This is a genomic window from Aquabacterium sp. A3, from assembly GCF_038069945.1.
Classification (GTDB): Bacteria; Pseudomonadota; Gammaproteobacteria; order Burkholderiales; family Burkholderiaceae_C; genus Aquabacterium.
The window spans coordinates 54135-78551 of the sequence record NZ_JBBPEV010000007.1; the positions used below are offsets into that span (position 1 = coordinate 54135).

The following is a 24417-nucleotide window of genomic DNA, read 5'->3' on the forward strand; positions in this document are numbered from 1 at the left end:
GGCTCAATACCAGTACGACTTCAGGATGTGCAGGGCCAGCAGCAGGGGCACGGGCCACGACAGGAGGATGTGCCCCCAGGTGGACACGCGGCGCCAGCGGCCCACCAGGGCCGGCGACAGGCGGTGCTGCCAGGCGGTGACCGCCGCCGCCGTCACGCCCAGCAGGGCCAGGCCCAGAAAGCACAGCATCAGGGCGGCGTCGGCCCGCGCACCCAGGCGGGCGCCGGTGTGCACCATCAAGCCCGCCAGGGCGACGGCCCCCAGCAGGGTGTGCATCAGCCGCCAGCCGTCGAACGAGCCCCAGCGCCGCGCCAGGTCGGCCCGCTTGCGCAGGCTCATCACCAGGCCCACGGCCGTGAGGGCCAGCACGCTGTAGCCGGTCCATTGCTTGAGTGACCCGTCGGTCCACAGGCGATGCCAACGGGGGGCGTCTTGCACCGTGTCCCAGTAGACGATGCCGGGCACCAGCAGCAACAGCAGGGCCAGCAGCCCGGCCAGCACCGTGCCGGTGGCCAGGCTGCGCCAGGCTGGCAGGGCGGGCAGTTGCACCGGCCGGCCGGTGCTGCCGGCCACCAGCTCGGTCATCAAGGGTTTGCAGCTGCCACACACGGTGCCTGCGCGGGTGCAGGTCGACAGCGATTCCACGCTGTCGCAGCCCTGGGCCATGGCTTCACCCAGCTGGCCACGGCTGATCTGGTTGCACTGGCAGACGATGGTGTCGGCTGTCCAGGCCAGCACGCTGTCTTCGGCGTCGTCGGCCCAGAAGCGGCCTTGCCGCCGCAGCCGGCGCACCTGCCAGGGCCACAGCCAGCGCTGGGCCAGCACCGCTTCTTGCAGGCGGCCAAGGTGCGGCACCTCGCCCACGGCGGCCAGGCCCACCATCTTGTGTTCATGCAGCGCCACCGTGAGGTGCGTGCCGGCGAGGGGGTCTGCACGGCGGATGAGCTGCAGGGGCTTGCCAAACAGATCGGCGTCCAGCACGCCGACCGAACACACCGGCACGCCGGCCACCTTCAGCCGGGTGGCCGTGACCGTGCCTTCATAGTGGGCCTCGCCTCCCAGCGCGGTGTGAACGGCCACGCCGGCCTGCTCCAGCCCCGGGGCCACCAGGCCATGCACTTCGCCGCGGTGCTCGGCGCATTCGCCGATGGCCAGCACGTCGGGGTGGCTGGTGCGCATGCGGTCGTCCACACGGATGCCGCGCCCCACCGAGAGGCCGGCGTCCAGCGCCAGCGCGGTGTTGGGCACGATGCCCGCGGCGATGAGCACCGTGTCGGCCTCCACCACGGTGCCATCGCGCAGTTCCACCCCGGTGACCTGCCCCTGGCCACGCAGGCGCTTGACGGCCACGCCGGTGATCACCCGCATGCCCAACTGCTCCAGCCGTGTTTGCAGCGCCTGCGCGGCCGAGGTGTCCAGCTGCCGGGCCATCAGGCGGGGCGCCTGCTCGATGATGGTGACCTGGGTGTTGAGGCGCTGCATGGCCCGTGCGGCCTCGATGCCTAGCAGCCCACCACCCAGCACGACGGTGTGCCGGCTGCTGACCTGTCGGGCCATCAGGGCGTGCGCGTCAGACAGGTCCCGGAAAGCGAACACATGGGCCTGCCCCACGCCAGGCACGTCGGGCACCCGGGCCCGTGAGCCCAGGGCCAGCACCAGGGTGCTGAAGGGCTGTACGCGCCCGAACTGGTCGTGCACCTCGCGGGCGTCCAGGTCGATGTGGGTGATTTCGTGGTGCAGCCGCGTGTCCACCTGCGCTGTTTCTGGCAGCGCCAGCCCCTCGGTGAGCGATGACCAATCGGTCAAGCCCTGCAGGAAGGACGACAGCTGCACGCGGTTGTAAGGCGCCCACGGCTCGCGGCCATAAACGACGATGGGGCAGTGAGGGTCGCGCTCGTGCAGTCCCTGCACGAACCGCACCCCCACCGGCCCGGTGCCCACGACCACCACCGGCGCATCGGGCCGGGCCGGTGCGGCCTGCCGATCTGCGGGGTGAAAGCTGAGGGTGGCGCTGGAGGTCATGGGGCGGCAGTCCGGGGCGGATGGGGCACTGGACTGCAAAGCGCGTGCCATTCAAATCAAGTCAAATAGACATTGGCGATGCATGTTTGGCACCGAATGTGTGAAAACATGCACCAAGGATGAATGTTTGGGTGACGTGCAGGGGCCTTGGCGGTGCAGCGCGCTTCTTGCTTAAGATGCGTGGTCACAGACACGAGCCTGCACCATGCGACTGAATCGCTTCACCGACATCGGCCTTCGTTCGCTGATGTACCTGGCCACCCAGAGCCGGGCCGAGCCCATCACCGTGGGTGAGCTGGCCCAGCAGCTCAACGTCTCGCGTTCTCACATGGTGAAGGTGGTGCACCGGCTGGGCCAGTTGGGCTGGGTGCTCACCCAGCGTGGGCAAGGTGGCGGGCTGTGGCTGGCCGAATCGGCCCTGCACGTGGGCCTGGGCCAGGTGGTGCGGGTGCTGGAAGACGAGGACTTTCCGGTGGATTGCTCCGAGCCGGCCTGCCCCCTGGACGGCCATTGCGTGCTGCAGGGTGCGCTGGACCGCGCCATGCAGGCCTTTCATGCCGAGCTGGACAAGCTCACCCTGGGCACGGTCAACCACCGCCGCACCACCACCATCCTGATGCAGCTGCAGCGCAATTACCGTCGCGAGCGCGAGGCGGGCTGATCAGGCGCAGGCTGGCGGGCCAGGCGGCGTCGGGCTTCGTGCAGGCCCGGGCCCAGTTGGGTGGCCCAGTGGGCCGACGCCGAGGGGGGGGCCACGGCCAGGGCGCGCTCCCAGGTCTGCACGGCCGGTCCAAAATCCCCGCGCTGAAAATGCACCAGGCCCATCAAGGCCAGGGCCTTGACGTTGTCGGGCTCGCGCGCCAGGGCCTGGGCGATCAGTTGCGCGGGTTCGCCGTCCAGCCGGCGCTGGCGGGTCACGGCCAGGGCATCGGCCAGGTCCAGCAGCCAGGCGGTGCGTGTTGGCGCCAGCGTGGTGGCCCGCCGCAAGGAGTCCACCGCCCGTGCGTGCTGACCATGCATCACCTGCATGCGGCCCATCATGGCCCAGTGCTCGGCGTCGCGGGCCTGGGCCGCGGGCTCGTCTGCGGCGATGGACCAGGCTTCGGTGCGCCCCAACTGCCCGTAGAGCACCGCGCTCAGGCCCGCCACGAACAGCAGCATGAGCGCCCACGTGCGCCAGCCGGGCGCCGTCTCACTGGCCGGGGCTTGGGGCGGCACCTCGATGCGCTCGTTGCTCAGGCGCGCCCTGCGGCGCAGCACCGCCCACAGCCCCAGCAGGCCGGCACCGGCCAGCACCCCCGGGCCCAGCCACAGCGCGCTGGTGCGTGCGTCCAGCGGGGGGCGGTACAGGATGAAGTCGCCATAGCGGGCGGTCATGAACTGCCGGACCTCGTCGTCGCTGTGGCCCGACAGGACCTGCTCGTGGATCTGCTGGCGCAGGTCCAGCGCCAGTGGCGCCTGGGAGTCGGCGATGCTCTGGTTCTGGCAGACCAGGCAGCGCAGCTCGGTGGCCAGGGCCCGGATGCGGGCCTCCTGGTCGGGGGTCAGGGTGGCGGTGAGGGCCGGCGTGGGGTGGGGTGTGCTCATGCCGGGGGCTGGCCTTCCAGGGTCTTGAGCAAGGGCTCGATCTGATCGCGCACCACCTGCGGGGTCAGCGGGCCCACGTGCTTGAGGCGCACCCGCCCCGCGCGGTCGATGACGAAGGTTTCCGGCACGCCATAGACCCCCAGGTCGATGCCCACGCGCCCGCTGGCGTCGACGGCCGAATCCACGTAAGGATTGCCATGGCGCGCCAGCCACGAGCGGGCGGCGTCGGGCGTGTCCTTGTAGTTCAGGCCCAGCACCGGCGTGGTGTAGCGTCGGGCCAGGTCCATGAGCACGGGGTGCTCGTCGCGGCAGGCGCCACACCACGAGGCCCACACATTGAGCACCACCACCCTGCCTGCCAGGCTGTGGTGGTCGATCGTCTGGCCTGCATGGGCCAGGCTGGGCAGGCTGAAGGCCGGCAGCGGGCGGTCGATGAGTGGCGAGGGCAGCAGCCTGGGCTGGCGCTGCAGGCTCAGGCTCAGCAGGCCGCCCAGCAAGGCCAGCACGATCAGCGGCAGCGTGAAGCGCCTCATGGGGCAGGCTCCGTGCTCGTTGGTGGCGGCGTGCCGCCGTGGGCGCGCCGATGACCCCGATACCGCCGATCGCTGGCGGCCAGCAGCCCCCCCAGGGCCATCAGCAGCCCGCCCAGCCACAAGCCGCCCATGAGCGGCTTGTGCTGCAGACGCATCAGCCAGCGCCCATCGGGCAGGGGTTCGCCCAGCGAGGCGTACAGGTCGCGCCCGAGCTGTCGGTCGATCGCGGCCTCGGTCATCGGGGTGCGCTGAACCCGGTAAGTGCGCCGCTCGGGGTGCAGCACGACGGGCGGGGTCGGCAAGGTGGCGTCCAGGCGGCGCACTTCCAGCCGGGCTTGCACCGCGCTGTAGTTGGGGCCTTGCACCGGCTGCACGCCCACCAGGGTGAAGCGCCATGGGCCCACCTCGACATGCTCGCCAGGGGCCAGGGGGGCATCGCGTTCGAGCTCGTAGGTCTTGACCATGCTCACCGCCAGGGCGAACAGGGCCACGCCCAGGTGGGCGGTCCACATGCCCACCTGGGCGCGCCTCATTGCTTGCCGTTGTGCCCACGCCTCCAGCCCGACGCTCAACACGATCCAGCACGCCATGGTCAGCCCCAGGGTGCCCCGCAGTGCAATGTGGCCCTGCAGTGCACCCACCGCGATGGCCACGGCCAGTGACACGACCAGCGCGATCGCCCGTTGGCGCAGGGCCGGCCGATCGCAGCCCTGCTTCCAGCGCAGGGCCGGCGCCAGGGCCAGCACCGCGCCCAGGGCCAGCAGCAGCGGCAGCAGCACCGTCTCGAAGTAGGGGGGGCCCACCGAGATCTTGCCCGCGCCGATGGCGTCCAGCCACAGCGGGTACACGGTGCCCAGCAGCACGGCGCCCATGGCCACCATCAGCAAGACGTTGTTGAGCAAGAGCGCGGCTTCGCGCGACCACAGGCCCACGTCGCCACCGCCGCCCATGCGCGGTGCACGCCAGGCGTACAGGCCCAGAGCCACGCCCGTCAGCAGCATCAGAAAGACGAGGATGAACAGGCCGCGCTCGGGGTCGGTGGCGAAGGCATGCACCGACGACAGCACCCCCGAGCGGACCAGGAAGGTGCCCAGCAGCGACAGCGAGAAGGTGGTGATGGCCAGCAGCACCGTCCAGGCCTTGAAGCCGTTGCGTTTTTCGGTGACGGCCAGCGAGTGCATCAGCGCCGTGCCGGCCAGCCAGGGCATGAAGGAGGCGTTTTCGACCGGGTCCCAGAACCACCAGCCCCCCCAGCCCAGCTCGGCATAGGCCCACCAGCTTCCCAGCAAGATGCCCATGCTCAGACAGGCCCAGGCCGTGGTGGTCCAGGGGCGGCTCCAGCGCGCCCACTGCGCGTCCAGCCGCCCGTCCAGCAAGGCGGCCACCGCGAACGCAAAGGCCACCGAAAAGCCCACGTAGCCCATGTACAGCATGGGCGGGTGCAGCACCATGCCCGGGTCTTGCAGCAAGGGGTTGAGGTCGCGCCCGTCCGGTGGCGCCGGCAGTTGGCGCTCAAAGGGGTTGGAGGTGAACAACATGAACAGCACAAAACCCGCCGTGATCCAGCCCATCACCCCCAGCACACGCGCCACCAGCGCAGGCGGCAGGTGGCGACTGAAGGCGGCCACGGCCACCGCCCAGCCGGCCAGCATCAGCACCCACAGCAGCAGCGAGCCTTCATGGCCACCCCACACGGCGGCCACCCGGTAGGCCAGCGGCAAGGCGATGTTGGCGTGCTGTGCCACATAGGCCACTGAAAAGTCGCAGGTGATGAAGGCGTGGGTCAGGGCGGCGTAGGCCAGGGCCACCGCCACGGCCATCAGCACGGTCAGCGGGCGCGCCAGGTGGGTCCAGCCGGTGGCGGGGTGCGCCGCGCCCCACATCGGCACGGTGCCCAGCAGCAGGGCCAGCGCCAGGGCGGCGATGGCCATGAGGTGTCCCAGTTCGGGCGTCATGGCCGCGCCTCCGGGGCGGCGCGCGCCAGGGCCTCGGCGGCTTCGGGGGGCATGTAGTTCTCGTCGTGCTTGGCCAGCACCTCGTGCGCATGGAGCCGCCCGGCCGCATCGAGCCGGCCTTGCACCACCACGCCCTTGCCCTCTTGAAACAGGTCGGGCAACAGGCCTTCGTAGCGCACCGGCACGGTGTGGGCCATGTCGGTGATGGCAAAACGAACTTGCAGGCCGTCGCGCTGCACCGATCCGGCCTGCACCAGGCCGCCCAGGCGGAAGGTGCGGTGCAGGGGCGCTTCGTGCTGGCGAACCTGGGTGGGGGTGAAGAAGAACACCAGGTTGCTTTGAAAGGCGTTGAGCACCAGCGCCACGGCGCCGCAGACGGCCAGCACGATCAGCACAGCGACCATGAGCCGTGCGCGCCGGGGTGTCCAGACGGTGCCGCGCATGTCAGGCCTCCCGACGCCAGGCCCGCCGGTCCCGGCGGCGCACCAGCAGGGCCTCCAGCACCATGCCGGCCAGGCCCAGGCCCAGGCTGCCCCACACATACAGGCCTTTGCCATCCATGTGCACAAACTGCGAAAGGCTGTTCCAGGGCAGTTCAGGCATGGTCGGGCTCCGACAAGGCCGGCATCCAGTGCCGATCACGTTCACGCTCGCCGATCAGGGCCAGGGTGCGCGTGAGCACCACGGCGATGGCATACAGCCAGCTTGCCAGGGTGCACAGCAGCAGGCCGCAGAGCATGGCCGGGTCCATGCGTGGGGCCGACGTGGCGGTGATGGTGGCGCCTTGGTGCAGCGTGTTCCACCACACCACCGAAAAATAGATGATGGGCACGTTGACCGCACCGACCATGGCCAGCAGCGCCCCGGCGTGGTCGCCCCGTTCGGGGTCGTCAAAGCCATCGAACAAGGACAGGCAGCCCAGGTAAAGGAACAGCAAGATGAGCTCGGACGTGAGGCGGGCATCCCACACCCACCAGGTGCCCCAGGTGGGTTGGCCCCATAGGGCGCCGCTGAGCAGCGCGATGCCGGTGAACAGGGCGCCGGTGGGCGCCACCGCACGGGCCAGCATGAAGGCCAGCCGCACCCGCCACACCCACCCGACGGCCGCCCAGAAGGCCATGACCAGGTACAAGAGCATCGACATCCAGGCTGCGGGCACGTGGATGTAGAGGATGCGGTAGGACTGGCCTTGCTGGGCGTCGGTGGGGGCCAGCACCAGCCCCACGGCCAGCCCGGCCAGTGCACTGACGAGGCACGCTGCCCACAGCCACGGCAACCAGGGCCTGACCAGGGGCGCAAAGCGGGCGGGGGCGGCATAACGGGTCCAGTGGCGCATGGGGTGCTCCGGTCACTCGGTGGCCAGGCGCAGGGCCGCGCCCGTGCCCCATGGCGCGCCAGCCAGGGCCAGCAGCAAGAAGGCGCCCAGCAGGGACAGGTGCGCGCGCCCACTGCCGCCCTGCGCCGCCGCGTCCACCGCAGCGCTGCCAAACACCAGGGTGGGCACGGCCAGCGGCAGCACCATCAGCAAGGTGAGCATGCCCGGCTGGCGCGCGCCCAGGGCCAGGGCGGCCCCCACCCCGCCCAGCAGGCTCAGCACGGGCGTGCCCAGCGCCAGCGACCCCACCAGCACCAGCAGGGCCGCCGGCTCTTGCATCCCCAGGCTCAGCACCAGCAGCGGTGCCACCAGCACCAGGGGCAGGCCATGTGCCAACCAGTGCATGGCCGCCTTGGTCAAGGCCAGCGCCGCCCAGGGGTGGCCGCTGTGGGCCCACTGCTCCAGGGTGCCATCGGCATGGTCCTGCTCGTACAGCCGTGGCAGCGACAGCACCGATGCCAGCAGGGCACACACCCACACCAGCCCGGGGGCGAGGTGGCGCAGCACCTGCGGGTCAGGGCCCAGCCCCAGGGGAAACAGGCTCACGGCCACCACCAGGAAGACCACGGGCAGCCCGGCCTGCCAGGGGCGGCGCATCCACAAGCGCAGTTCGCGCGTGGCCACGGCGCGCAGCGCCTCGGGGGTGGTGCTCATGCCGCCTGCCCGTGCTGAGCCCCGTGGGCCCCTTGGGGCGAGAGGTGCAGGCGCCGCACCTGCGGCAGCAACGGCAGGGCCTGGTGGCTGCTCATCACGACGGCCCCCCCCCGCTCGAGGTGGGCTTGCCACCACCGCGTCAAGCCGTTCACGCCCTCGTCGTCCAGCGCGTCCAGGGGTTCATCGAGCAGCCACACGCCGGCGGTGGGGGCCAGCCACAGGCGGCACAGCGACACCCGCTTGCGTTGCCCCTGCGACAACCTGCGCACGGGCTGGTGGCCGTGGGCGGCCAGGCCCACCTCGTGCAGGGCCTGCTGCAGCCGCAGGGTGGACACCGGCCCATGGTGCAATCGCACCAGAAAGCCCAGCGCATCGAGCACGCTCAGGTCGGGGTGCAGCGCGTCCTGGTGGCCCAGGTACACGCAGGGCTGATGGCGGTGCACCTGACCGCGCGCGGGGCGCCCCACCCCGGCCAGCACCCGCAGCAGGGTGCTTTTGCCTTGCCCGTTGGCGCCGCTCAGCCACCACAGCTGCCCAGCCTCGACGCGCAGCGTCAGCCCGTCAAAGAGAGGGCGCCCGCCCCGTCGGCACGACAGGCCTTGCGCCTCCAGCAAGGGGGGCGTGCACAAGGCATGGGGCGGTTGATCGGACGGATCGGGCATGAGACGAGGGCGGTGGTCAGGGCCCCACCAAGGTCGGAGGGCCTTGGCCAGGAGCACCGCAATATGCGTGCCGCCCCCGCCTCGTCCAGCACGGTCAGGGGCGGTGCTGCCCCGCGAAGGCCAGGTCAGGCAGGGCCAGGGTGGCCTCGGCCACGTCGACGAGGCGCTTGTTGTGGTCCATGGCGGCCTTTTGCAAGGCGCGGTAGGCGGCCTCTTCGCTCAGGCCCAGACGCGACATCAGCGCCCCTTTGGCCCGCTCGATCACCTTGCGCTCGTTGAGGGCGCGCTTGGCCGACTCCAGCTCGGCTTCCATGCTGGCCAGCCGCGACGACTGGGCCTGCAGGAGCTCGACCATGGACGACACCGCCGCCGGATCGGGCGCATCGGCCACCGGGCTCAGCACGGGCGGCGCCAGGGGCGCACCGGGGCTGTTGAAGAAACGCTCGACGGCGTGCGTGTGGGCCGGTGGGTTGCGCTTGAGCTGGTTGAGCAGGTCTTCGGCGTTTTGCAGCTGCTGCTGCGAGGCCTGCAACTGCTGCGCGCAGGCCTGGCGCAGCATCTGCACCAGCTCGGCCTCGAGCGCCCACATGGCCTGGATGCGCTGGCTGGTCGCCTGGAACCAGGGCTCGGCCTGGGCGGCGTCCAGCCCACTGCGGGCACTGGCGCTGCACAGGGTGCGCCGCAGGCGCTCGATCTGCGCGGCCCCGGGCGTGAGCTGGGTGTGCTGCCAGCGCTCTGCCAGCGGCGCATCGGCAAATTCTTCAAACACGCTCAGGCTGCGCTCCTGGGCCTCGATGAGGTGCACGATGCGCTGCTGCTGGTCGTCCTGACGCTGCCCGGAGGCGAACAGCTGCCCCCCCAGGGCGCGCTCCTGGCCGGCCAGCTCCTTGCCCTGCACCAGGTGCACCAGTGCCACCAGCGGGCGCGAGACTTCGGGGTGCAGCGCCGCATCGGCCAGGTGAAAGATGAGCTCGACCTGGCTGCCAATCAGGCGGCTGAAGGCCACGATGCCGTCTTGTGCCGTGAGCTGTTGCTGATCGATGCGCTGACGCAGGCTGCTCAGCGCGTCCAGGTCCAGCAGCACCCAGGCCATCAGCGACAGCAGCTTGGGTTGTGCGCCCGAGGCGGGCTCCAGGTAGGGCACCATGAGCGCACGCACCTGGCTTTCCAGAGGCTGAACCTCCTGGATGGCCGCGCGGCGCTCGTCGGCGAAGCGGGCACCACCAGAGGCCAGGTAGATGCTGGTGGCGCCGCGCTCGCGCTGCAAGGCGTCCATGCACTGGCCGATGGCGTCGACCAGTTCAACGCGTTGGGCCAGGCGCTGGATGGCCTCGGCTTCGAGTTGACGGGCGCGCAGGACGAGGGCAGAAACAGACAGGGGCATGGCGCGTATTGTCTGCGCTTTGATGCCTGTCGTCGACAATACAGGCCACGCAGGCCGACGCCTGTTTGAGGGACCATGAGCTTCGATCTGGACATCGGCCTGTGTGCCGAGCGCGGGCCACGCTCCGTGCTGGAAGACCACGCTGCGGTGCGACAACCCCAGGCGGCCGAAGGCGCCTGGGGGGTGGTGGCCGCCCTGGCCGATGGGGTGTCCACGGGCGGGCTGGGGCGCGAGGCGGCACAGACGACGGTGCGGGCCTTGTTGGGTGATTGGTACGCCACACCCGCCACCTGGGACACCACGGTGGCCCTGGACCGCGTGATCGGGGCACACAATGCCTGGTTGGTGGACCATAACCGCCGCCGCCAGGGGCTGCGCCGCCCGGGCGAACCGCCCGCCCTCACGGGCACCTGCACCCTCACCGCCCTGGTGCTGCGCGCCCACGGCTTCACCCTGGCCCATGTGGGTGACAGCCGGGCCTGGCTGATCCGCGATGGCGAGTGCCTGCAGCTCACGCAAGACCACGTCATGGGCCACACCGAGTTCAACAACGGCCTGACCCGCGCGGTGGGGCTCGATGAGCCGCTGCGTGTGGACTACCTGCAAGGCGACATGCGCGTGGGCGATGTCTTCGTGTTGACCAGCGACGGGGTGCATGGCCTGCTCAAGCCGCGCCAGTTGCGCGAGCTGGCGTTGGCCGGTTCGGCCCAAGAGGCGGCGCGCGCCCTGGTGGAGCGGGCCCTGGCGCAGGGCGGGCGCGACAACGCCACGGCGGTGGTGCTGCGCGTGCGCGGGCTGGACACCCTGAGCCTGGCCGACATGAGCCGACGCGGTCGTCAGTTGCCAGTGCCGGGGCGATTGAAGCCCGGCGATGTGCTGGACGGGCTGCGCGTGGAGGCCCAGGTCTTCAACAACGGTGTGCACCGCGTGTACCGGGTGCGTGACGAGGCGCGCGGGACGCTGCACGCCCTGAAGACCCTGCATGAGGCCCGCGCTGGCGATGCGCAGGAGCGCGAGATGCTGGCCCACGAAGCCTGGCTGGGCGCGCGGGTGTCGGAGCAGCGTGCCGAGGGCCTGCTGCACATCACCGAGCCGCTCAACGCCACGGCCTTCTACACCTTGTCAGACTGGCTGGAGGGTGAATCGCTGGCCTCGATGCTGGACCGCAAGGCGCCCTTCACGGTCGCCGAGATCGTGCAGGGCGGCATCAGCCTGTCGCGCACGCTGGGGCGCCTGCACCAGCATGGCGTCATCCACCGCGACATCAAGCCCGACAACCTGCACCTGGGCCGCGATGGCCAGTGGCGCATCCTCGACCTGGGGGTGGCCTTGTCGGGCAAGGAGCCCGAGGCGCTGCGGGTGCTGCACGCCGGCACGCCCAGCTACATGAACCCCGAACAGTGGTCGGACGACCCGGCGTTGGCGCGTGCCACGGCCCAGTCCGATCTGTACGCCCTGGGCGTGTCGCTGTACGTGTGGCTGACGGGGCGGCTGCCTTATGGCGAGGTGGAGCCCTACCAGGTGGCCCGTTACCGGCGCGATCCGGCGCCGCCTTCGCGCTTGCGCCCGGACGTGCCCATCTGGCTGGACCACATCGTGCTGAAGGCCGTGGGCCGCGACGGCAAGCAGCGCTTTGAAACCGCTGAAGAGCTCACGCTGGCGCTGGAGCGGGGGGCCTCACGCCCACTGACACCCGCCCGGGCCTCCGCCCTGTTGGAGCGGAACCCGGCCGCCGTCTGGCAGATCGCTTTGGGCGTGTCCTTGTTGTTCAATCTGTTGTTGGCGTACTGGCTGGTGTTCTTGCCCAGACAGTGAGGGCCTGGACCTTCAGGCCGTCTCGGCCTGGGGCTGCCCGAAGACCATGGTGTCGCGCATCGCGGCCACCGAGGTGCCGGCACGGATGAGCTCGAAGTACCAGGCGCCATCGCGGATGTCGCCGTACAGACAGGCCCCCACGAGGGCCTCGCCCTTGAACACCAGCTTCTTGTACAGGCCGCGCAGCGGGTCGCGCAAGAAAACGCTGTCGGTGCCCTCGCCGCCCATGAAATCACCCGCCGAGAACAGGTCGATGCCCGTGACCTTGAGCTTGGTGCTGACCTGGCTGCCCAGGTAGCGCCCGATGCCCATGTCGGCCAGGTGGTTGGCGCACACCTTGGCCTGTTCGTACAGCGGCGCCACCAGGCCGTAGGCCGTGCCCCGGTGGTTGGCGCATTCGCCCACGGCGTAGATGCGCGGGTCGGTCAGCGTCTGCAGCGTGTCGGTCACCAGCACGCCCCGGTTGCATTGCAGGCCGATGCGCGTGGCCAGGTCCACATTGGGACGGATGCCGGCGGCCATCACCACCAGATCCGCGGGGATCTCGCGCCCATCCTTCAAGGCCACGGCACGCACGCGGCCGGCACCGTCGTCCAGGCAGGCGGCGGTGTGGGCCGACAGCGCGAACTGGATGCCCCGGGCCTCCAGCTCACGCTGCAGCAAGCCGGCGGCCTCGCGGTCCAGTTGGCGCTCCAGCAGCCAGTCGCCCAGGTGGATCACGGTGACGGACATGCCGCGCGCCGTCAGGCCATTGGCGGCCTCCAGGCCCAGCAGGCCGCCGCCGATCACCACGGCGTGACGGTGCGTGCGCGCCGTCTCGATCATGGTCTGCGTGTCGGCGATGTCGCGGTACGAGATCACGCCGTTCAGCGTGTTGCCCGGCACCGGCAGGATGAAGGGCAGCGAGCCCGTGGCCAGCAGCAGGCGGTCGTAGCCCGTCTCCAGGCCATCGGCCGTGCGCACGACGCGGCGGCGGCGGTCGACCTCGGTCACCGCATGGCCCAGGTGCAAGTTGATGCCGTGCTCGGCATACCACTGCAGCGGGTTGAGGATGATGTCGTCGATGGTCTGCTCACCGGCCAGCACCGGCGAGAGCATGATGCGGTTGTAGTTGGGGTGCGGCTCGGCCCCGATCACGGTGATGTCGTACAGATCGGGGGCGAGCTTGAGCAGCTCTTCCACCGTGCGCACACCGGCCATGCCGTTGCCGATCACCACCAGTTTTTTGCGATTCGATCTCATGCGGGTGTCCTGGCGCGACCGCCCTTTTCGGCCCAGGTGCGCGTCCAGCGGATCTGCATCACGCGCAGCATCAGCAGCACGACCACGCCCAAGGCGGCGAACGCCAGGAAGCCGTAGAAGTAGGTGTCGAAGTGCTGCTTGGACTGCCCCATGGCGTTGGGGATGAAGCCACCGCCCAGGGCGCCCAGCTCACCGATCATGGAGCCGGCCACGGCCGTGGTCAGCGGCCAGCGCAGCGGCACCAACTGGAACAGCGCGCCGTTGCCTGCGCCCAGAGCCGCGAAGCACAGCATGAACAGCAGGGTGGTCAGCGCCAGGTTGGTGCCCATCATGCCGCACAGCACCAGCGAGGCGATCACGAACACGAGCACGGCCGTGAGGGTGTTGATGCCGCCCCAGCGGTCAGACAACCAACCCCCCACCACGCGGGTGGCCGATCCCATCAGGGTGGCCAGCATGGTGAGCTGACCGGCCTCGACCTTGGTGACCTTGAACTGATCGTAGAAGTAGGTGGGCAGGAAGTTGGCCAGACCGATGAAGCCGCCAAAGGTGATCACATAGATCAGGCTGAAGGCCCAGCCGTCTTTCTCGAACAGGCAGGCCGTGTGCTCGCGCAGGGTCTGGTGTTCGATGTCAGGCGGCTCTTTGGCCATGACCGCCATGACGATCATGGGAATCAGCATGGTGAAGGCCGCCAGACCGTAGACCGCCTGCCAGCCATACGCGGTGGCCAGCGGCGGGGCGAACAGCACGGCCAGCACGGTGCCGCTGTTGCCGGCGCCGGCGATGCCCATGGCCAGGCCCTTGTACTTGGGCGGGAACCAGCCCGAGCCCAGCGACAGCGCGATGCCGAAGCTGCCCCCGGCGATGCCCAGCAGCACGCCCATGGCCAGCACCTCGTTGTGGGTGTCGACGAAGAAGTAGCCAAAGCACAAGGCCAGCACGATCAGGCCCATCTCGACCAGGGCCGCGCTCTTGCGGCCGATGTACTGGGCCAGCAGGCCCAGCGGGAAGCGCATCAGCGCGCCGGCCAGGATGGGCACGGAGATCATGAAGCCCTTCTCGGCGGCCGTCAGGTTGAATGTCTCGCTGATGAAGGGCGCCATGGCGCCGTTGAGCACCCAGATGGCGAAGGTGAGGTCGAAGTAGAGGAAGGATGCGAACAGCGTGGGCGCGTGCCCTGCTTTGAGGAAGGTTTTGAAGTTGGACATGGTCAGGGCTCAGCGGGGTGTCGTGCTGTCCGGTTGGCAGCCGACTGTCTTGGATCAGGTCACGGCAAGCGAAGCGGGCGGTGAGGTCACCGCCGTGCTGCGCACCAGGGTGCGCAGCGTGGGCACACACGAGCCGCAGTTGGTGCCGCACTTCAGGCTGCCCTGCAGGCTGGCCAGACGGGCATCGGCGCTGCCCGTGCATTGCTGCAAGTGGGCCACGATCTGCGGCTCGGTGATGTTGAAGCAGGTGCAGACCTGCTTGCCGGCGTCGGCCACCTTGACCGGCGCGGTGGCGCCGGGGTGCAGCAGCAGGGTGCCGAGCTCGGTCACGTCATGGTCGGCTTGCAGCAAGGCGGGCAGCCAGGCGGCGGCCTGGGTGTCGCCGGCCAGCATCAGGGCGTGGAGGCGTTGTGCGTGCTGGACGTGCTGGGCGCCCTGGCGGTCATGCTGGACGCGCAGCCACCGGTGCCGGCCTCGCGCCTCGTCGTCGTAACGCAGCAGGTCGGGGCCGTTGAGGCCGAACGCGTCGGCCAGTTCATGGAGCCGGTCCAGGCGGGGTGCCTGCGCATCGGCCAGGCGCAGCCACACGCCCACGCGGGCTTGCGCATCGGGCTCGCGCCCGAAGGGCACGCAACTGGTGAAGGCGAACTCATCGGCCAGGGGCTTGAGGCGTTCACGCAGCGCCAGGGCGTCGTCCGCGGGCAACCAGGCCATGAACACGGCCTGCCAGGACAGCTTGGCGGCCTCGATGGCGACGGTGGCCACTTTCAGTTCGGGCTGTTTGGAGCTGGGGCAAAAGGCCGGCTGCGTCAGGGCATTGACGCCCTGCAGGCGCCGGCCGTCGGGTCCACGGCCACTGATGAACTCGGCGCCCCAGTGCATGGCGATGTAGGCCTCGCCCCGGCGCTGGCCGGTGCTGGCGCGCGCGGGGATCAGCACCTCGCCCCGGCGTGATCGCACGCGCAGCAACTGGCCGTCGCGCCAACCGTGTTGCTGCAGGTCGTCGGGGTGCAGGTCCACCGTCGGTTCACTGACGTGGCCAAACAGGCGGCCCAGGGTGCCGGTGCGGCTCATGCCGTGCCATTGGTCGCGCAGTCGGCCGGTGTTGAGCACGAAGGGGTACTCGGCGTCGGCCAACTCGCGCGGTGCACGCCAGGCGGCGGTCACGAAGCGCGCCCTGCCATCGGGCGTGGCAAAGCGGCCATCGGCGTACAGGCGCTCTCGGCCCTGGGTGGCACCTTCGGGGTAAGGCCACTGTTGGGGGCCTTGTTGTTCCAGCAGGGTGTAGCTCAGGCCGGTGATGTCCAGGTCGCGCCCCCGGGTGGATTCGCGGTGTTCGTTCCACACGCTTTCGGGCGTGGGGTAGTCAAACAGCGTGGTGGTGCCGGGGCGGTAGGCGGCCACGCGCTCGGGCAGGCGTGCCTCCAGGCGCTGGCCCAGGGCGGTGAAGATGGCCCAGTCGTGGCGGGCCTCGCCAGCCGCCGGCACGGCCGGGCGCACGCGGCTGATGCGGCGCTCGCTGTTGGTCACGGTGCCGTCTTTTTCGCCCCAGGTGGTGGCGGGCAGCAGCAGGTCGGCGTAGGCGCAGGTGGCGGTGCTGGCAAAGGCCTCTTGCACCACCACCAATTCGGCACGCTCCAGCGCGCGGCGCACCGTGGCCTGATCGGGCAGCGACTGTGCGGGGTTGGTGCACGCGATCCACAAGGCCTTGATCTCGCCGCGCGCGGCGGCTTCGAACATCTCCACCGCCGTTTTGCCGGGCTGAGCGGGCACCTCGGGCACGCCCCACAGCGCGGCCACTTCTTCGCGGTGCGCGGCGTTGGCCAGGTCGCGGTGGGCGCTCAGCAGGTTGGCCATGCCACCCACCTCGCGGCCGCCCATGGCATTGGGCTGGCCCGTCAGCGAAAACGGCCCCGCCCCGGGGGTGCCTATCTGGCCCGTGGCCAGGTGCAGCGCGATCAGGGTGGCGTTTTTGTCGGTGCCGGCGGTGCTTTGGTTCAAGCCCTGGCAGTACAGCGACAGGGTGGGCGTGTGGCCGCCCATCCAGCGCGCGGCCTGCTCCAGATCGGCCAGCGGGATGCCGCAGATGTCCGCATAGGCCTGGGCGGGTTGTGCCATGACGGCGGCCTCCAGCGCCTCGAAGCCGGTGGTGTGGCGCGCGATGTAATCGCGGTCGATCATGCCCTCGCGCACCATGACGTGCAGCAGGCCGTGGAACAAGGCCACGTCGCTGCCCGGGCGGATGGGCAGGTAGAGGTCGGCCATCTCGGCCGTTTCGGTGCGGCGCGGGTCGGCCACGATCAGCTTCTGGCTGGGCCGGGCCGCGCGTGCGGCCTCGATGCGCCGAAACAGGATGGGGTGCGCCCAGGCCGTGTTGGCGCCCACGATGAACAGGGTCTCGGCGTGGTCGAAGTCGTCGTAGCAGGCCGGGGGCGCATCGGCGCCCAGCGTGGCCTTGTAACCCGCCACGGCGCTGCTCATGCACAGGCGCGAGTTGGTGTCGAGCAGGTTGGTGCCGATGAAGCCCTTCACCAGCTTGTTGAGCACGTAATAGTCTTCGGTCAGCAACTGGCCCGAACCGTAAAAGGCCACGGCCTGCGGCCCATGCTCGCGGATGATGGCGGCCAGGCGGTCGGCGGCCAGGGCGAGCGCAGCGTCCCAGCTCAGGGGCGTGGGCGCGGTGCCGCGTTGCAGGCGCTGCAGAGGCTGCAGCAGCCGCGTTTGTTGCGTGACGCTGGCGGCGGCTGTGAGGTGCAGGGTCGAGCCCTTGGTGCACAGGCGGCCGAAGTTGGCCGGGTGATCCGGGTCACCCTGCACATCCACGATCTGTTCTTGCACCGACGTGATCTTCACGCCGCAACCGGTGCCGCAGTAGGGGCAGGTGGAGCGGGTGACGGTGGCGCCCGCTGCCGGTGCCGCAGTGGACATATTCATCCCAGCGACACCCACACCTGACCGTCGCGCACCTCGGCATGGTGCGCACGCACCGACCAGTCGGCGTTTTCCAGGCACACGCCGGTGGCCAGCACGATGTGGTGCTTGTACAGCGGCGACGCCACGACGATGTGCTCGCCAAGGTTGCCCACCAGCCCGCGCGACAGCACGTTGGCGCCGTTCTTGGGGTCGATGTTGTCGATGGCGTGGAACTGGTCGCGTCCGTCGGCCGCCTTCACGCGGAAGACGGCCACCGGGTGCCCGTCCACCAGGGCACAGACCCCGGTGTTGGGCACGATGGCATCGACGGGGCACACAGCGACCCAGCGCTGGACCGGGGTGGTGTTCAAGACGGCGTTCATGCTGAATTCTCCGTGGGTTCAGGCGTCCAGGGCGTTGACGGCGGCCTGGTCTTTTTCGTCCGGGCGGGCGGGGCGGATCTGGCCACGCTCACGCACGAACTTCACGGTGGCATCGACCGCATCGCTGTTGACGAAGCTGCGGAAGCGCTGGCGCACTTCCGGCGTGGTCACGGCGGTCTTCCACTCGCACTGGTAGGTGTCGACCACGTGCTGCATCTGGGCTTCGAGCTCGGCCGCGATGCCCAGCTTGTCGGCGATCAGCACGTCCTTGAGGTAGTCCAAACCACCTTCGAGGTTTTCGCGCCAGGTGCTGGTGCGTTGCAGGCGGTCGCCGGTGCGCACGTAGAACATCAGCACACGGTCGATCAGCTGGATCAGCTGCGCCTTGGTCAGGTCAGAGGCGAACAGTTCGGCGTGGCGGGGCTTCATGCCGCCGTTGCCGCAGATGTAGAGGTTCCAGCCCTTCTCGGTGGCGATGATGCCGATGTCCTTGCCCTGGGCTTCGGCGCACTCGCGGGTGCAGCCGGACACGCCGAACTTGATCTTGTGCGGCGCGCGCAGGCCCTTGTAGCGGTTTTCCAGCTCCACGGCCAGGCCCACCGAATCGTCCACACCGTAGCGGCACCAGGTGCTGCCTACGCAGCTCTTGACGGTGCGCAGGCTCTTGCCATAGGCGTGGCCCGACTCGAAGCCAGCGGCGATCAGTTCTTCCCAGATCAGGGGCAGTTGCTCAACGCGGGCGCCGAAGAGGTCCACGCGCTGGCCGCCGGTGATCTTGGTGTACAGGCCGTACTTCTTGGCCACCATGCCCACGGCGATCAGGCCCTCAGGGGTGACCTCGCCGCCCGGCATGCGGGGCACGACCGAGTAGGTGCCGTCTTTCTGGATGTTGCCCAGGTAGTAGTCGTTGCTGTCTTGCAGGCTGGCCAGTTGGGGCTTGAGCACGAAGTCGTTCCAGACCGAGGCGAAGATGCTGGCGGCGGTGGGCTTGCAGATGTCGCAGCCCAGGCCCTTGCCGTGTTTGGCCATCAGCTCGTCGAAGGTCTTGATCTCGCCCACGCGGATCAGGTGGAACAACTCCTGGCGCGAGTAGGGAAAGTGCTCGCACAGGTGGTTGTTGACGGCCAGCCCACGTTTGGCCATCTCGCTCTTCATGATCTGGGTGACCAGGGGCACGCAGCCGCCACAGGTGGCGCCGGCCTTGGTGCACGACTTCATCTGCGCGATGGTGGTGTTGCCCTCGCCCACGGCGGCGCAGATCTGGCCCTTGGTGACGCTGTTGCACGAGCAGATCTGGGCGCTGTCGGGCAGGGCATCGGGGCCCAGACCGGGCTTGGCCTGGCCGTCGCTGCTGGGCAGGATCAGGAACTCGGGCGCTTCAGGCAGGGTGATGCCGTTGAGGGCCATTTGCAGCAGGGTGCCGTATTCATCGGCGTTGCCCACCAGCACGGCGCCCAGCAGGGTCTTGCCGTCGTCGCTCACCACGATCTTCTTGTAGATCTGCTTGAGCTCGTCCACGTACTGGAACGAGCGGCTGCCACGGGTCTTGCCATGGGCGTCGCCAATGCTGGCCACGTCCACGCCCATCAGCTTGAGCTTGGTGCTCATGTCGGCGCCGGTGAAGGTGGCGGCCGCATCGCCTGCGATGTGCCTGGCGGCCACACGGGCCATGTCGTAGCCCGGGGCCACGAGGCCGAAGGTTTGCTCGTTCCAGGCCGCGCATTCGCCGATGGCGTAGATGTCGTGGTCGCTGGTGCGGCAGTGGTCGTCGATGACCACGCCGCCGCGCGGGCCGATGGCCAGCACGCTCTGGCGGGCCAGTTCGTCGCGAGGGCGGATGCCGGCCGAGAACACGATCATGTCGGTGTCGAGGTGGCTGCCATCCTCGAACACCATGCGGTGACGGTGCTCGGCGCCGTCTTCGATCTTCACGGTGCTGTGGCTGGTGTGCACCACCACGCCCAGGTCTTCGATCTTGGCGCGCAGCACGCGGCCGCCGCCGTCGTCCACCTGCACGGCCATCAGGCGCGGGGCGAACTCGATGACGTGGGTTTCCAGGCCCATGTCGCGCAGGGCCTTGGCGCATTCCAGGCCCAGCAGGCCGCCGCCCACCACCACGCCCACCTTGGACTTGGCACCCGAGGCCTTCATCTGGTTGAGGTCGTCGATGGTGCGGTAGACAAAACAGTGCGGGCGCTCGCGGCCGGGGATCGGGGGCACGAAGGGGTTGGAGCCCGTGGCCAGCACCAGCTTGTCGTAAGCGATCTGCTCGCCGTCGACCGTGGTCACGGTCTTGGTGCGACGGTCGATGCTGGCGGCGCGCGAGGCCAGGCGCAAATCGAAGCCGGTGCGGTCGAAGAAGCCGGGCTCGACCAGGGAGAGGTCTTCGGCGGTCTTGCCCGAGAAGTACTCGGACAGGTGAACACGGTCGTAGGCGGGACGGGGTTCCTCGCACAACACAGTGACCTGGGCCCCCGGCAGACCGGATTCGGCGAGGCTTTCGAGGAACTTGTGACCGACCATGCCGTGGCCAACAACAACGATTTTCATGGGAACTCCGCAAACAATGGGGAGCCGCCGTCGTTAGCAGGCCAGAACTGTCAGGCGGGGACGGCATTGCCCCCGCGCGCAGCATTGTCGATGCAAAGTTTGTGCCCACCTTGGGCGGCCCTGCGGCCCGAGTTGTGCACCTCTGTGGTGCGCCGCGAGGGTGCGTGGTGCGGCGTGGTGCGCGCGTCAGCGGCAGGCGCTGAGGGCGTGCCGGTTGGCCGGCACGGCCTGGGTGCGCACCCCGCTCAGGGTCAGCACGGTGCCAAACACATGGTCGTGGCTCAGGGCCTCGTGCGCGCGGGCGCCCAGGCAGTCCCGCCCCCATCCGCGCGATTGCGCCAGGGGGTCGGACACCCAGGTGAGCATGGGCACATGCGTTTGCTCGGGCGGGGCCAGGCTGTAGGGCATGCCGTGCAGGTACAGGCCGTTTTCGCCCAGCGATTCGCCATGGTCCGACACATACAACAAGGCCGTTGGGCGGGTTTGCTGGCTCAACCAGGTGATGGTTCGGCTGAGCAACTGGTCGGTCTGGCGGATGCTGTTGTCGTAGGCGTTGACGATGCTCTGGGGGCTGCAGCGGGGCAGCGAGGCGTCGGTGCACTCGGGTTGGAAGGCCTTCAACGCGGGCGTGCTGCGGCGGTGGTAGGCCGGCCCATGGCTGCCCATCTGGTGCATGACCACCACGGTGCCGCGGGCGCGTCGGGCCGGATCCAGGCTGGCCACGGCCTCGGGCAGGCGCTCCAGCAGCACGTCGTCCGGGCACTCGCCGTCAGGGCAGCGGGGGTCGTTCTCGTCACGCAGGCTCACCGTGGGTACGCGCGCACACACGCCTTTGCAGCCCGATTGGTTGTCCAGCCACACCACGGCCAGGCCCGCGCGCTGCAGCACGTCCAGCAGGTTTTCGTGACGGCTTTCCTGGCCCACCCCGTCTCGGCCCTGGATGGAAAACAGGCACGGCAGCGAGGTATGGGTGTTGGTGCCGCACGAACGCACCTGGTCAAAGTACACCAGGGTGCCGGGGCCCTGGGCCTTCAGCGCCCGCAGGCCGGGGGTGGTGTCGCGGGCGTAGCCCTGCAGCCCGAAATTGGCCGCGCGCACGGTCTCGCCCACCACCAGCACGATCAGCGGGGCCTGGTCAGGGTCGGTGACGGGGGTGTGCAAGCGGGCATCAGGGGCCACGGTGATCAGGGGCGCGTCGGCCTGGGCCGCAGCGCCCAGGCCCTCCTTGAAGGCCAGCTGCGCGCCGGCATACAGGGTGTTGTGGGGGTTGAGCATGTAGCGCAAGGGCTTGTGGTTGCGCATCAGCGTGGCGGCATCCTGAAAGCCCAGCCACAGCACCACGGCGGCCACCATCACGCCCAGCAGGCCCAGGCCCAGTTGCTGCAGCACCAGGCGGCCAGCCGGCACGCGCCGCACGGGCTGCCGCCACCACCAGGCGCCCGGCAAGAGCACGCCCACCACGAAGGCCCCGGCCATGGGCCAGGACAGCAGGTCCAGCGTTTCGCGCCAGTCGGTGTGCGCGACGTTGGCGATCATGCTGCTGTCGATGACGATGCCGTAGCTGGCGATGAAATAGCTGCCGGCGGCCACGGCCAGGATCAGGAACAGGCCCCAGGGTTTGAGCCACCAACGCCAGGCGGTCAGCGCCAGCAGCAGCAAGGTGCCTCCCCAGACCACGCCCAGCCATGTGAGCAGTGGGGCGGCCACGCGCCAGCCTTCGTGCTCGGGCAGACGCCACAAGGCCAGCCAGAACGGCAGGTTGCCCGGCAGGGTCAGCCACAGCGACAGGATCAGCAGGAGGCTCAGGGGATGCCAGCCCGGCGATCGGGCTGAAGGTGAAGCAGGCATGGACGCGAAGCCGGGACAGTGGGCTCGCGTGGATTGTTCAGATGGGGATTAATCCAGCCTTAATCGTCCCCCCGGTTCTGCCCTCCCCTGTCCTGCCCTGCCGCCGTCAGGTCTGCCTGGAGCCCGCTGGCCAGCTCAGGGTGTGGCCGTGGGGGTGGGAGGCGTCGCCGGGCTCGCGCCGCCACCGCAGCCCCAGCCACTGGGTGATGCGGTCGACCAGGGTCAGGCCGATGCCCAGGCCGGTGCTGGCACCGGTGGTGGCGGTGGCGGGGGCGTTGGCGGGGGTGGGGCCCGGGCCGCTGTCGTCCACGCTGAGGTGCACGCTGCCATCGTCCAGGGCGCTCAGCCGCACCCACACCTGGCTGCCCGCCGGGGTGTGGCGCAGGGCGTTGTCCAGCAGGTTGCGCAGGGCCAGGGTCAGCAGCGTGGGGTGGCTGTGCACCGTCACCGGGGCCTCGGGGGCGTCCAGCGACAGCTCGTGGCCTCGTTCGTGGGCCAGGGCGGCGTGTTCGGCCACCACCTCGCGGCACAGCGCGTCCAGCGCCACGGGCTGCGCATCGGCCGCGTCCAGCCCCTGGGCGCGCGCCAGGTCCAGCAACTGCTGCAGGATGCGGCCTGCCCGCAGGGCCTCGTGCTCCACGCGCGCCAGCGCGGTCTGCCGTTCGCCATCGGTCGGTGCCGTCTGGGCCTGGCGGCTTTGCCAGACCAGGGCCGTCAGGGGGGTGCGCAGTTCATGGGCCACGTCGCTGGCAAAGCGTCGCTCGCGTTCGGCCTGGGCCTGCAGTCGGTGCACCAGGCCGTTGATGGCGTGCACCGTGCTGTGCAGCTCGGTGTAAGGCTGGGCCTCGTTGAGCGTTTGGCCCTGTTGGCCATCCAGCCGTTCGATGTCGTCCGACAGGCTGACCAGGGGTTGCAGGCCGCGCCGGATGGCCCAGGCCAGCATCACCGCCACCAGGGGCAGCAGCACCAGGGCCGGGCGCACGATGTGCTCGGCGATGTCGCGGCCCAGGCCGTCGGCGCGGTGCGCATCCAGCAAGGTGACGACCCGACGCTGCACCGCGTGGCCGTCAACGTCGGCGCGTGTCTGGGTGTGCACGCGCACCAGCCAGCGGCGTGACTGCCCGTCCAGGCCCAGCGTGGTCTCGTGCAGCCCCGGGGTGAGGCGGGGCATGGCCGCCTGCAGCGCGCTGGCCACGCCGTGGCTGTCGTGCACCAGTCGGGTGTTGTCCCACACCAGCACCATCATCTCGGGGCCGTAGCGGCTGGGCCGTGGCGCGCTGCCCTCGCTGCCTTGCAGCCACAGCCGGGCCACCGAGTCCAGCCGGCCTTCGTTGATCTCTTGCGCTTCGTGGCGGCCCGTGTACCAGGCGGTGGCCACCAACGTGGCCCACACCAGCATGAGCGACAGCAGCACCCACCACCACAGGTGGCGTGACAGGCGGCGGGGCGGGCGTGTGGGCATGGGGCCAGGCTGCGCTCAGGGGCGGGGCACGAAGTAGCCCACCCCGCGGATGGTCTTGACCAGGTCGTCGCCCAGCTTTTTGCGCAGGTGGTGGATGTGCACCTCCAGGGCGTTGCTTTCCAGCCCTTCGTCGAAACCGTACAGCGACTCTTCCAGCCGCTGGCGGCTGACCACCTGGCCGGCGGCGCGCAACAGCACCAGCAAGAGGGCGAACTCCTTGGCGCGCAGCGTCACGGGCTGGCCATCGCGGCGCACCGTGTGGGCGGCGGGGTCGACCTCCAGCGTGCCGTGGCGCAGCAGTGGCGACGCACGCCCCTCGCTGCGGCGCAGGGCCACGCGCAGGCGCGCCAGCAGCTCTTCAGGGGCCACGGGCTTGACCAGGTAGTCGTCGGCGCCTTCGTCCAGGCCGGCCACGCGGTCGGGCAGCGCGTCGCGGGCGGTCATGATCAGCACGGGCGCGCTCATGCCTTGCTGGCGTTGCTGGCGCAGCCAGTCCAGCCCATCGCCATCGGGCAGGCCCAGGTCCAGCAGGATCAGATCGAACGGCTCCACCCGCAAGGCGGCGTGGGCCGCACTGAGCGTGGCACAGGCGTCCACGGCGTAGCCGGCCTGGCGCAGGGTGGCGGCCAGGCCCTGGGCAATGCCTTCGTCGTCTTCGATCAGCAACACACGCATCGTTGGCAGGCGGGGTGAAGTCGGAACCCTGGATTGTGGACCTGCTGCACCCACCGGTGTGCAGACCATCGCCTCATTTGAGGCACACTGTGCCGCAGATCAACATCACGGCAGGGGCCCGGTGGCGCCCGCCATCGCCGGAGGCG

Annotated in this window: 19 protein-coding genes and 1 pseudogene; 2 read left to right on the plus strand and 18 right to left on the minus strand. The window is 69.8% G+C overall.

Translation table 11 applies throughout. The annotated features are described in order from the left end of the window. Window positions 1–3: 3 nt before the first annotated feature. Window positions 4–2022, minus strand: a complete 2019-nt coding sequence (locus WNB94_RS16720) for an FAD-dependent oxidoreductase (protein ID WP_341391511.1) — start codon at window positions 2020–2022, stop codon at window positions 4–6. 205 nt (window positions 2023–2227) lie between these two features. Between WNB94_RS16720 and WNB94_RS16725 the strand changes: the two genes are divergently transcribed. Further along, window positions 2228–2683 (plus strand): RrF2 family transcriptional regulator, encoded by a 456-nt coding sequence (locus tag WNB94_RS16725; RefSeq protein WP_341391512.1) that lies wholly within the window; start codon window positions 2228–2230, stop codon window positions 2681–2683. Here WNB94_RS16725 and WNB94_RS16730 read toward each other — a convergent pair. From WNB94_RS16730 to WNB94_RS16770, 9 genes are all read right to left on the minus strand, one after another. Further along, complete coding sequence (locus WNB94_RS16730) at window positions 2656–3609, minus strand: cytochrome c-type biogenesis protein CcmH (RefSeq protein WP_341391513.1); 954 nt, start codon at window positions 3607–3609, stop codon at window positions 2656–2658. The genes WNB94_RS16725 and WNB94_RS16730 overlap by 28 nt on opposite strands. Further along, window positions 3606–4142 carry a DsbE family thiol:disulfide interchange protein gene (locus tag WNB94_RS16735; protein ID WP_341391514.1) on the minus strand — a complete coding sequence of 179 codons (537 nt, stop codon included), beginning with the start codon at window positions 4140–4142 and terminating at the stop codon, window positions 3606–3608. Before WNB94_RS16735 ends, WNB94_RS16730 begins: the two co-directional genes overlap by 4 nt. Beyond that, the gene (locus WNB94_RS16740; protein WP_341391515.1) at window positions 4139–6097 is read right to left on the minus strand and encodes a heme lyase CcmF/NrfE family subunit; all 1959 of its coding nucleotides are present in this window, start codon (window positions 6095–6097) and stop codon (window positions 4139–4141) included. Before WNB94_RS16740 ends, WNB94_RS16735 begins: the two co-directional genes overlap by 4 nt. Next, complete coding sequence (gene ccmE, locus WNB94_RS16745) at window positions 6094–6540, minus strand: cytochrome c maturation protein CcmE (protein WP_341391516.1); 447 nt, start codon at window positions 6538–6540, stop codon at window positions 6094–6096. Before ccmE ends, WNB94_RS16740 begins: the two co-directional genes overlap by 4 nt. 1 nt (window position 6541) lies before the next feature. Then, window positions 6542–6700, minus strand: a complete 159-nt coding sequence (locus WNB94_RS16750) for a heme exporter protein CcmD (protein WP_341391517.1) — start codon at window positions 6698–6700, stop codon at window positions 6542–6544. Continuing rightward, window positions 6693–7433 (minus strand): heme ABC transporter permease CcmC, encoded by a 741-nt coding sequence (gene ccmC / locus WNB94_RS16755; protein WP_341391518.1) that lies wholly within the window; start codon window positions 7431–7433, stop codon window positions 6693–6695. Before ccmC ends, WNB94_RS16750 begins: the two co-directional genes overlap by 8 nt. A gap of 12 nt (window positions 7434–7445) precedes the next feature. Further along, on the minus strand, window positions 7446–8126 hold the full coding sequence (ccmB, locus tag WNB94_RS16760; RefSeq protein ID WP_341391519.1) for a heme exporter protein CcmB: 681 nt from the start codon (window positions 8124–8126) through the stop codon (window positions 7446–7448). Beyond that, window positions 8123–8788 (minus strand): heme ABC exporter ATP-binding protein CcmA, encoded by a 666-nt coding sequence (ccmA, locus tag WNB94_RS16765; RefSeq protein ID WP_341391520.1) that lies wholly within the window; start codon window positions 8786–8788, stop codon window positions 8123–8125. Before ccmA ends, ccmB begins: the two co-directional genes overlap by 4 nt. 94 nt (window positions 8789–8882) lie before the next feature. Beyond that, complete coding sequence (locus tag WNB94_RS16770) at window positions 8883–10172, minus strand: nitrate- and nitrite sensing domain-containing protein (RefSeq protein WP_341391521.1); 1290 nt, start codon at window positions 10170–10172, stop codon at window positions 8883–8885. 75 nt (window positions 10173–10247) lie between these two features. On the opposite strand from WNB94_RS16770, the gene WNB94_RS16775 reads away from it, so the two are divergent. Then, the gene (locus WNB94_RS16775) at window positions 10248–11987 is read left to right on the plus strand and encodes a bifunctional protein-serine/threonine kinase/phosphatase (protein ID WP_341391522.1); all 1740 of its coding nucleotides are present in this window, start codon (window positions 10248–10250) and stop codon (window positions 11985–11987) included. A gap of 33 nt (window positions 11988–12020) precedes the next feature. On the opposite strand, the pseudogene WNB94_RS16780 reads toward WNB94_RS16775, so the two are convergent. The 8 genes and pseudogenes from WNB94_RS16780 to WNB94_RS16815 all read right to left on the minus strand — a co-directional run. Then, window positions 12021–13229: pseudogene (locus tag WNB94_RS16780) on the minus strand (NAD(P)/FAD-dependent oxidoreductase); the annotation flags it as partial. Continuing rightward, complete coding sequence (locus WNB94_RS16785) at window positions 13226–14440, minus strand: MFS transporter (RefSeq protein WP_341391523.1); 1215 nt, start codon at window positions 14438–14440, stop codon at window positions 13226–13228. The pseudogene WNB94_RS16780 and the gene WNB94_RS16785, both read right to left, overlap by 4 nt. A gap of 54 nt (window positions 14441–14494) precedes the next feature. Continuing rightward, a complete protein-coding gene (locus WNB94_RS16790) occupies window positions 14495–17374 on the minus strand; it encodes a nitrate reductase (RefSeq protein WP_341391524.1) in 2880 nt (959 codons plus the stop codon). Beyond that, window positions 17371–17736 carry a nitrite reductase small subunit NirD gene (gene nirD / locus WNB94_RS16795; RefSeq protein WP_341391525.1) on the minus strand — a complete coding sequence of 122 codons (366 nt, stop codon included), beginning with the start codon at window positions 17734–17736 and terminating at the stop codon, window positions 17371–17373. Before nirD ends, WNB94_RS16790 begins: the two co-directional genes overlap by 4 nt. Window positions 17737–17754: 18 nt before the next feature. Next, entirely contained in the window at window positions 17755–20286 is a 2532-nt protein-coding gene (gene nirB, locus WNB94_RS16800) for a nitrite reductase large subunit NirB (RefSeq protein ID WP_341391526.1), read from the minus strand. 186 nt (window positions 20287–20472) lie between these two features. Beyond that, complete coding sequence (locus WNB94_RS16805; protein ID WP_341391527.1) at window positions 20473–22134, minus strand: phosphoethanolamine transferase; 1662 nt, start codon at window positions 22132–22134, stop codon at window positions 20473–20475. 106 nt (window positions 22135–22240) lie between these two features. Further along, window positions 22241–23596 (minus strand): ATP-binding protein, encoded by a 1356-nt coding sequence (locus WNB94_RS16810; RefSeq protein WP_341391528.1) that lies wholly within the window; start codon window positions 23594–23596, stop codon window positions 22241–22243. 15 nt (window positions 23597–23611) lie between these two features. Then, window positions 23612–24271 (minus strand): response regulator, encoded by a 660-nt coding sequence (locus WNB94_RS16815; RefSeq protein ID WP_341391529.1) that lies wholly within the window; start codon window positions 24269–24271, stop codon window positions 23612–23614. Window positions 24272–24417: the final 146 nt, after the last annotated feature.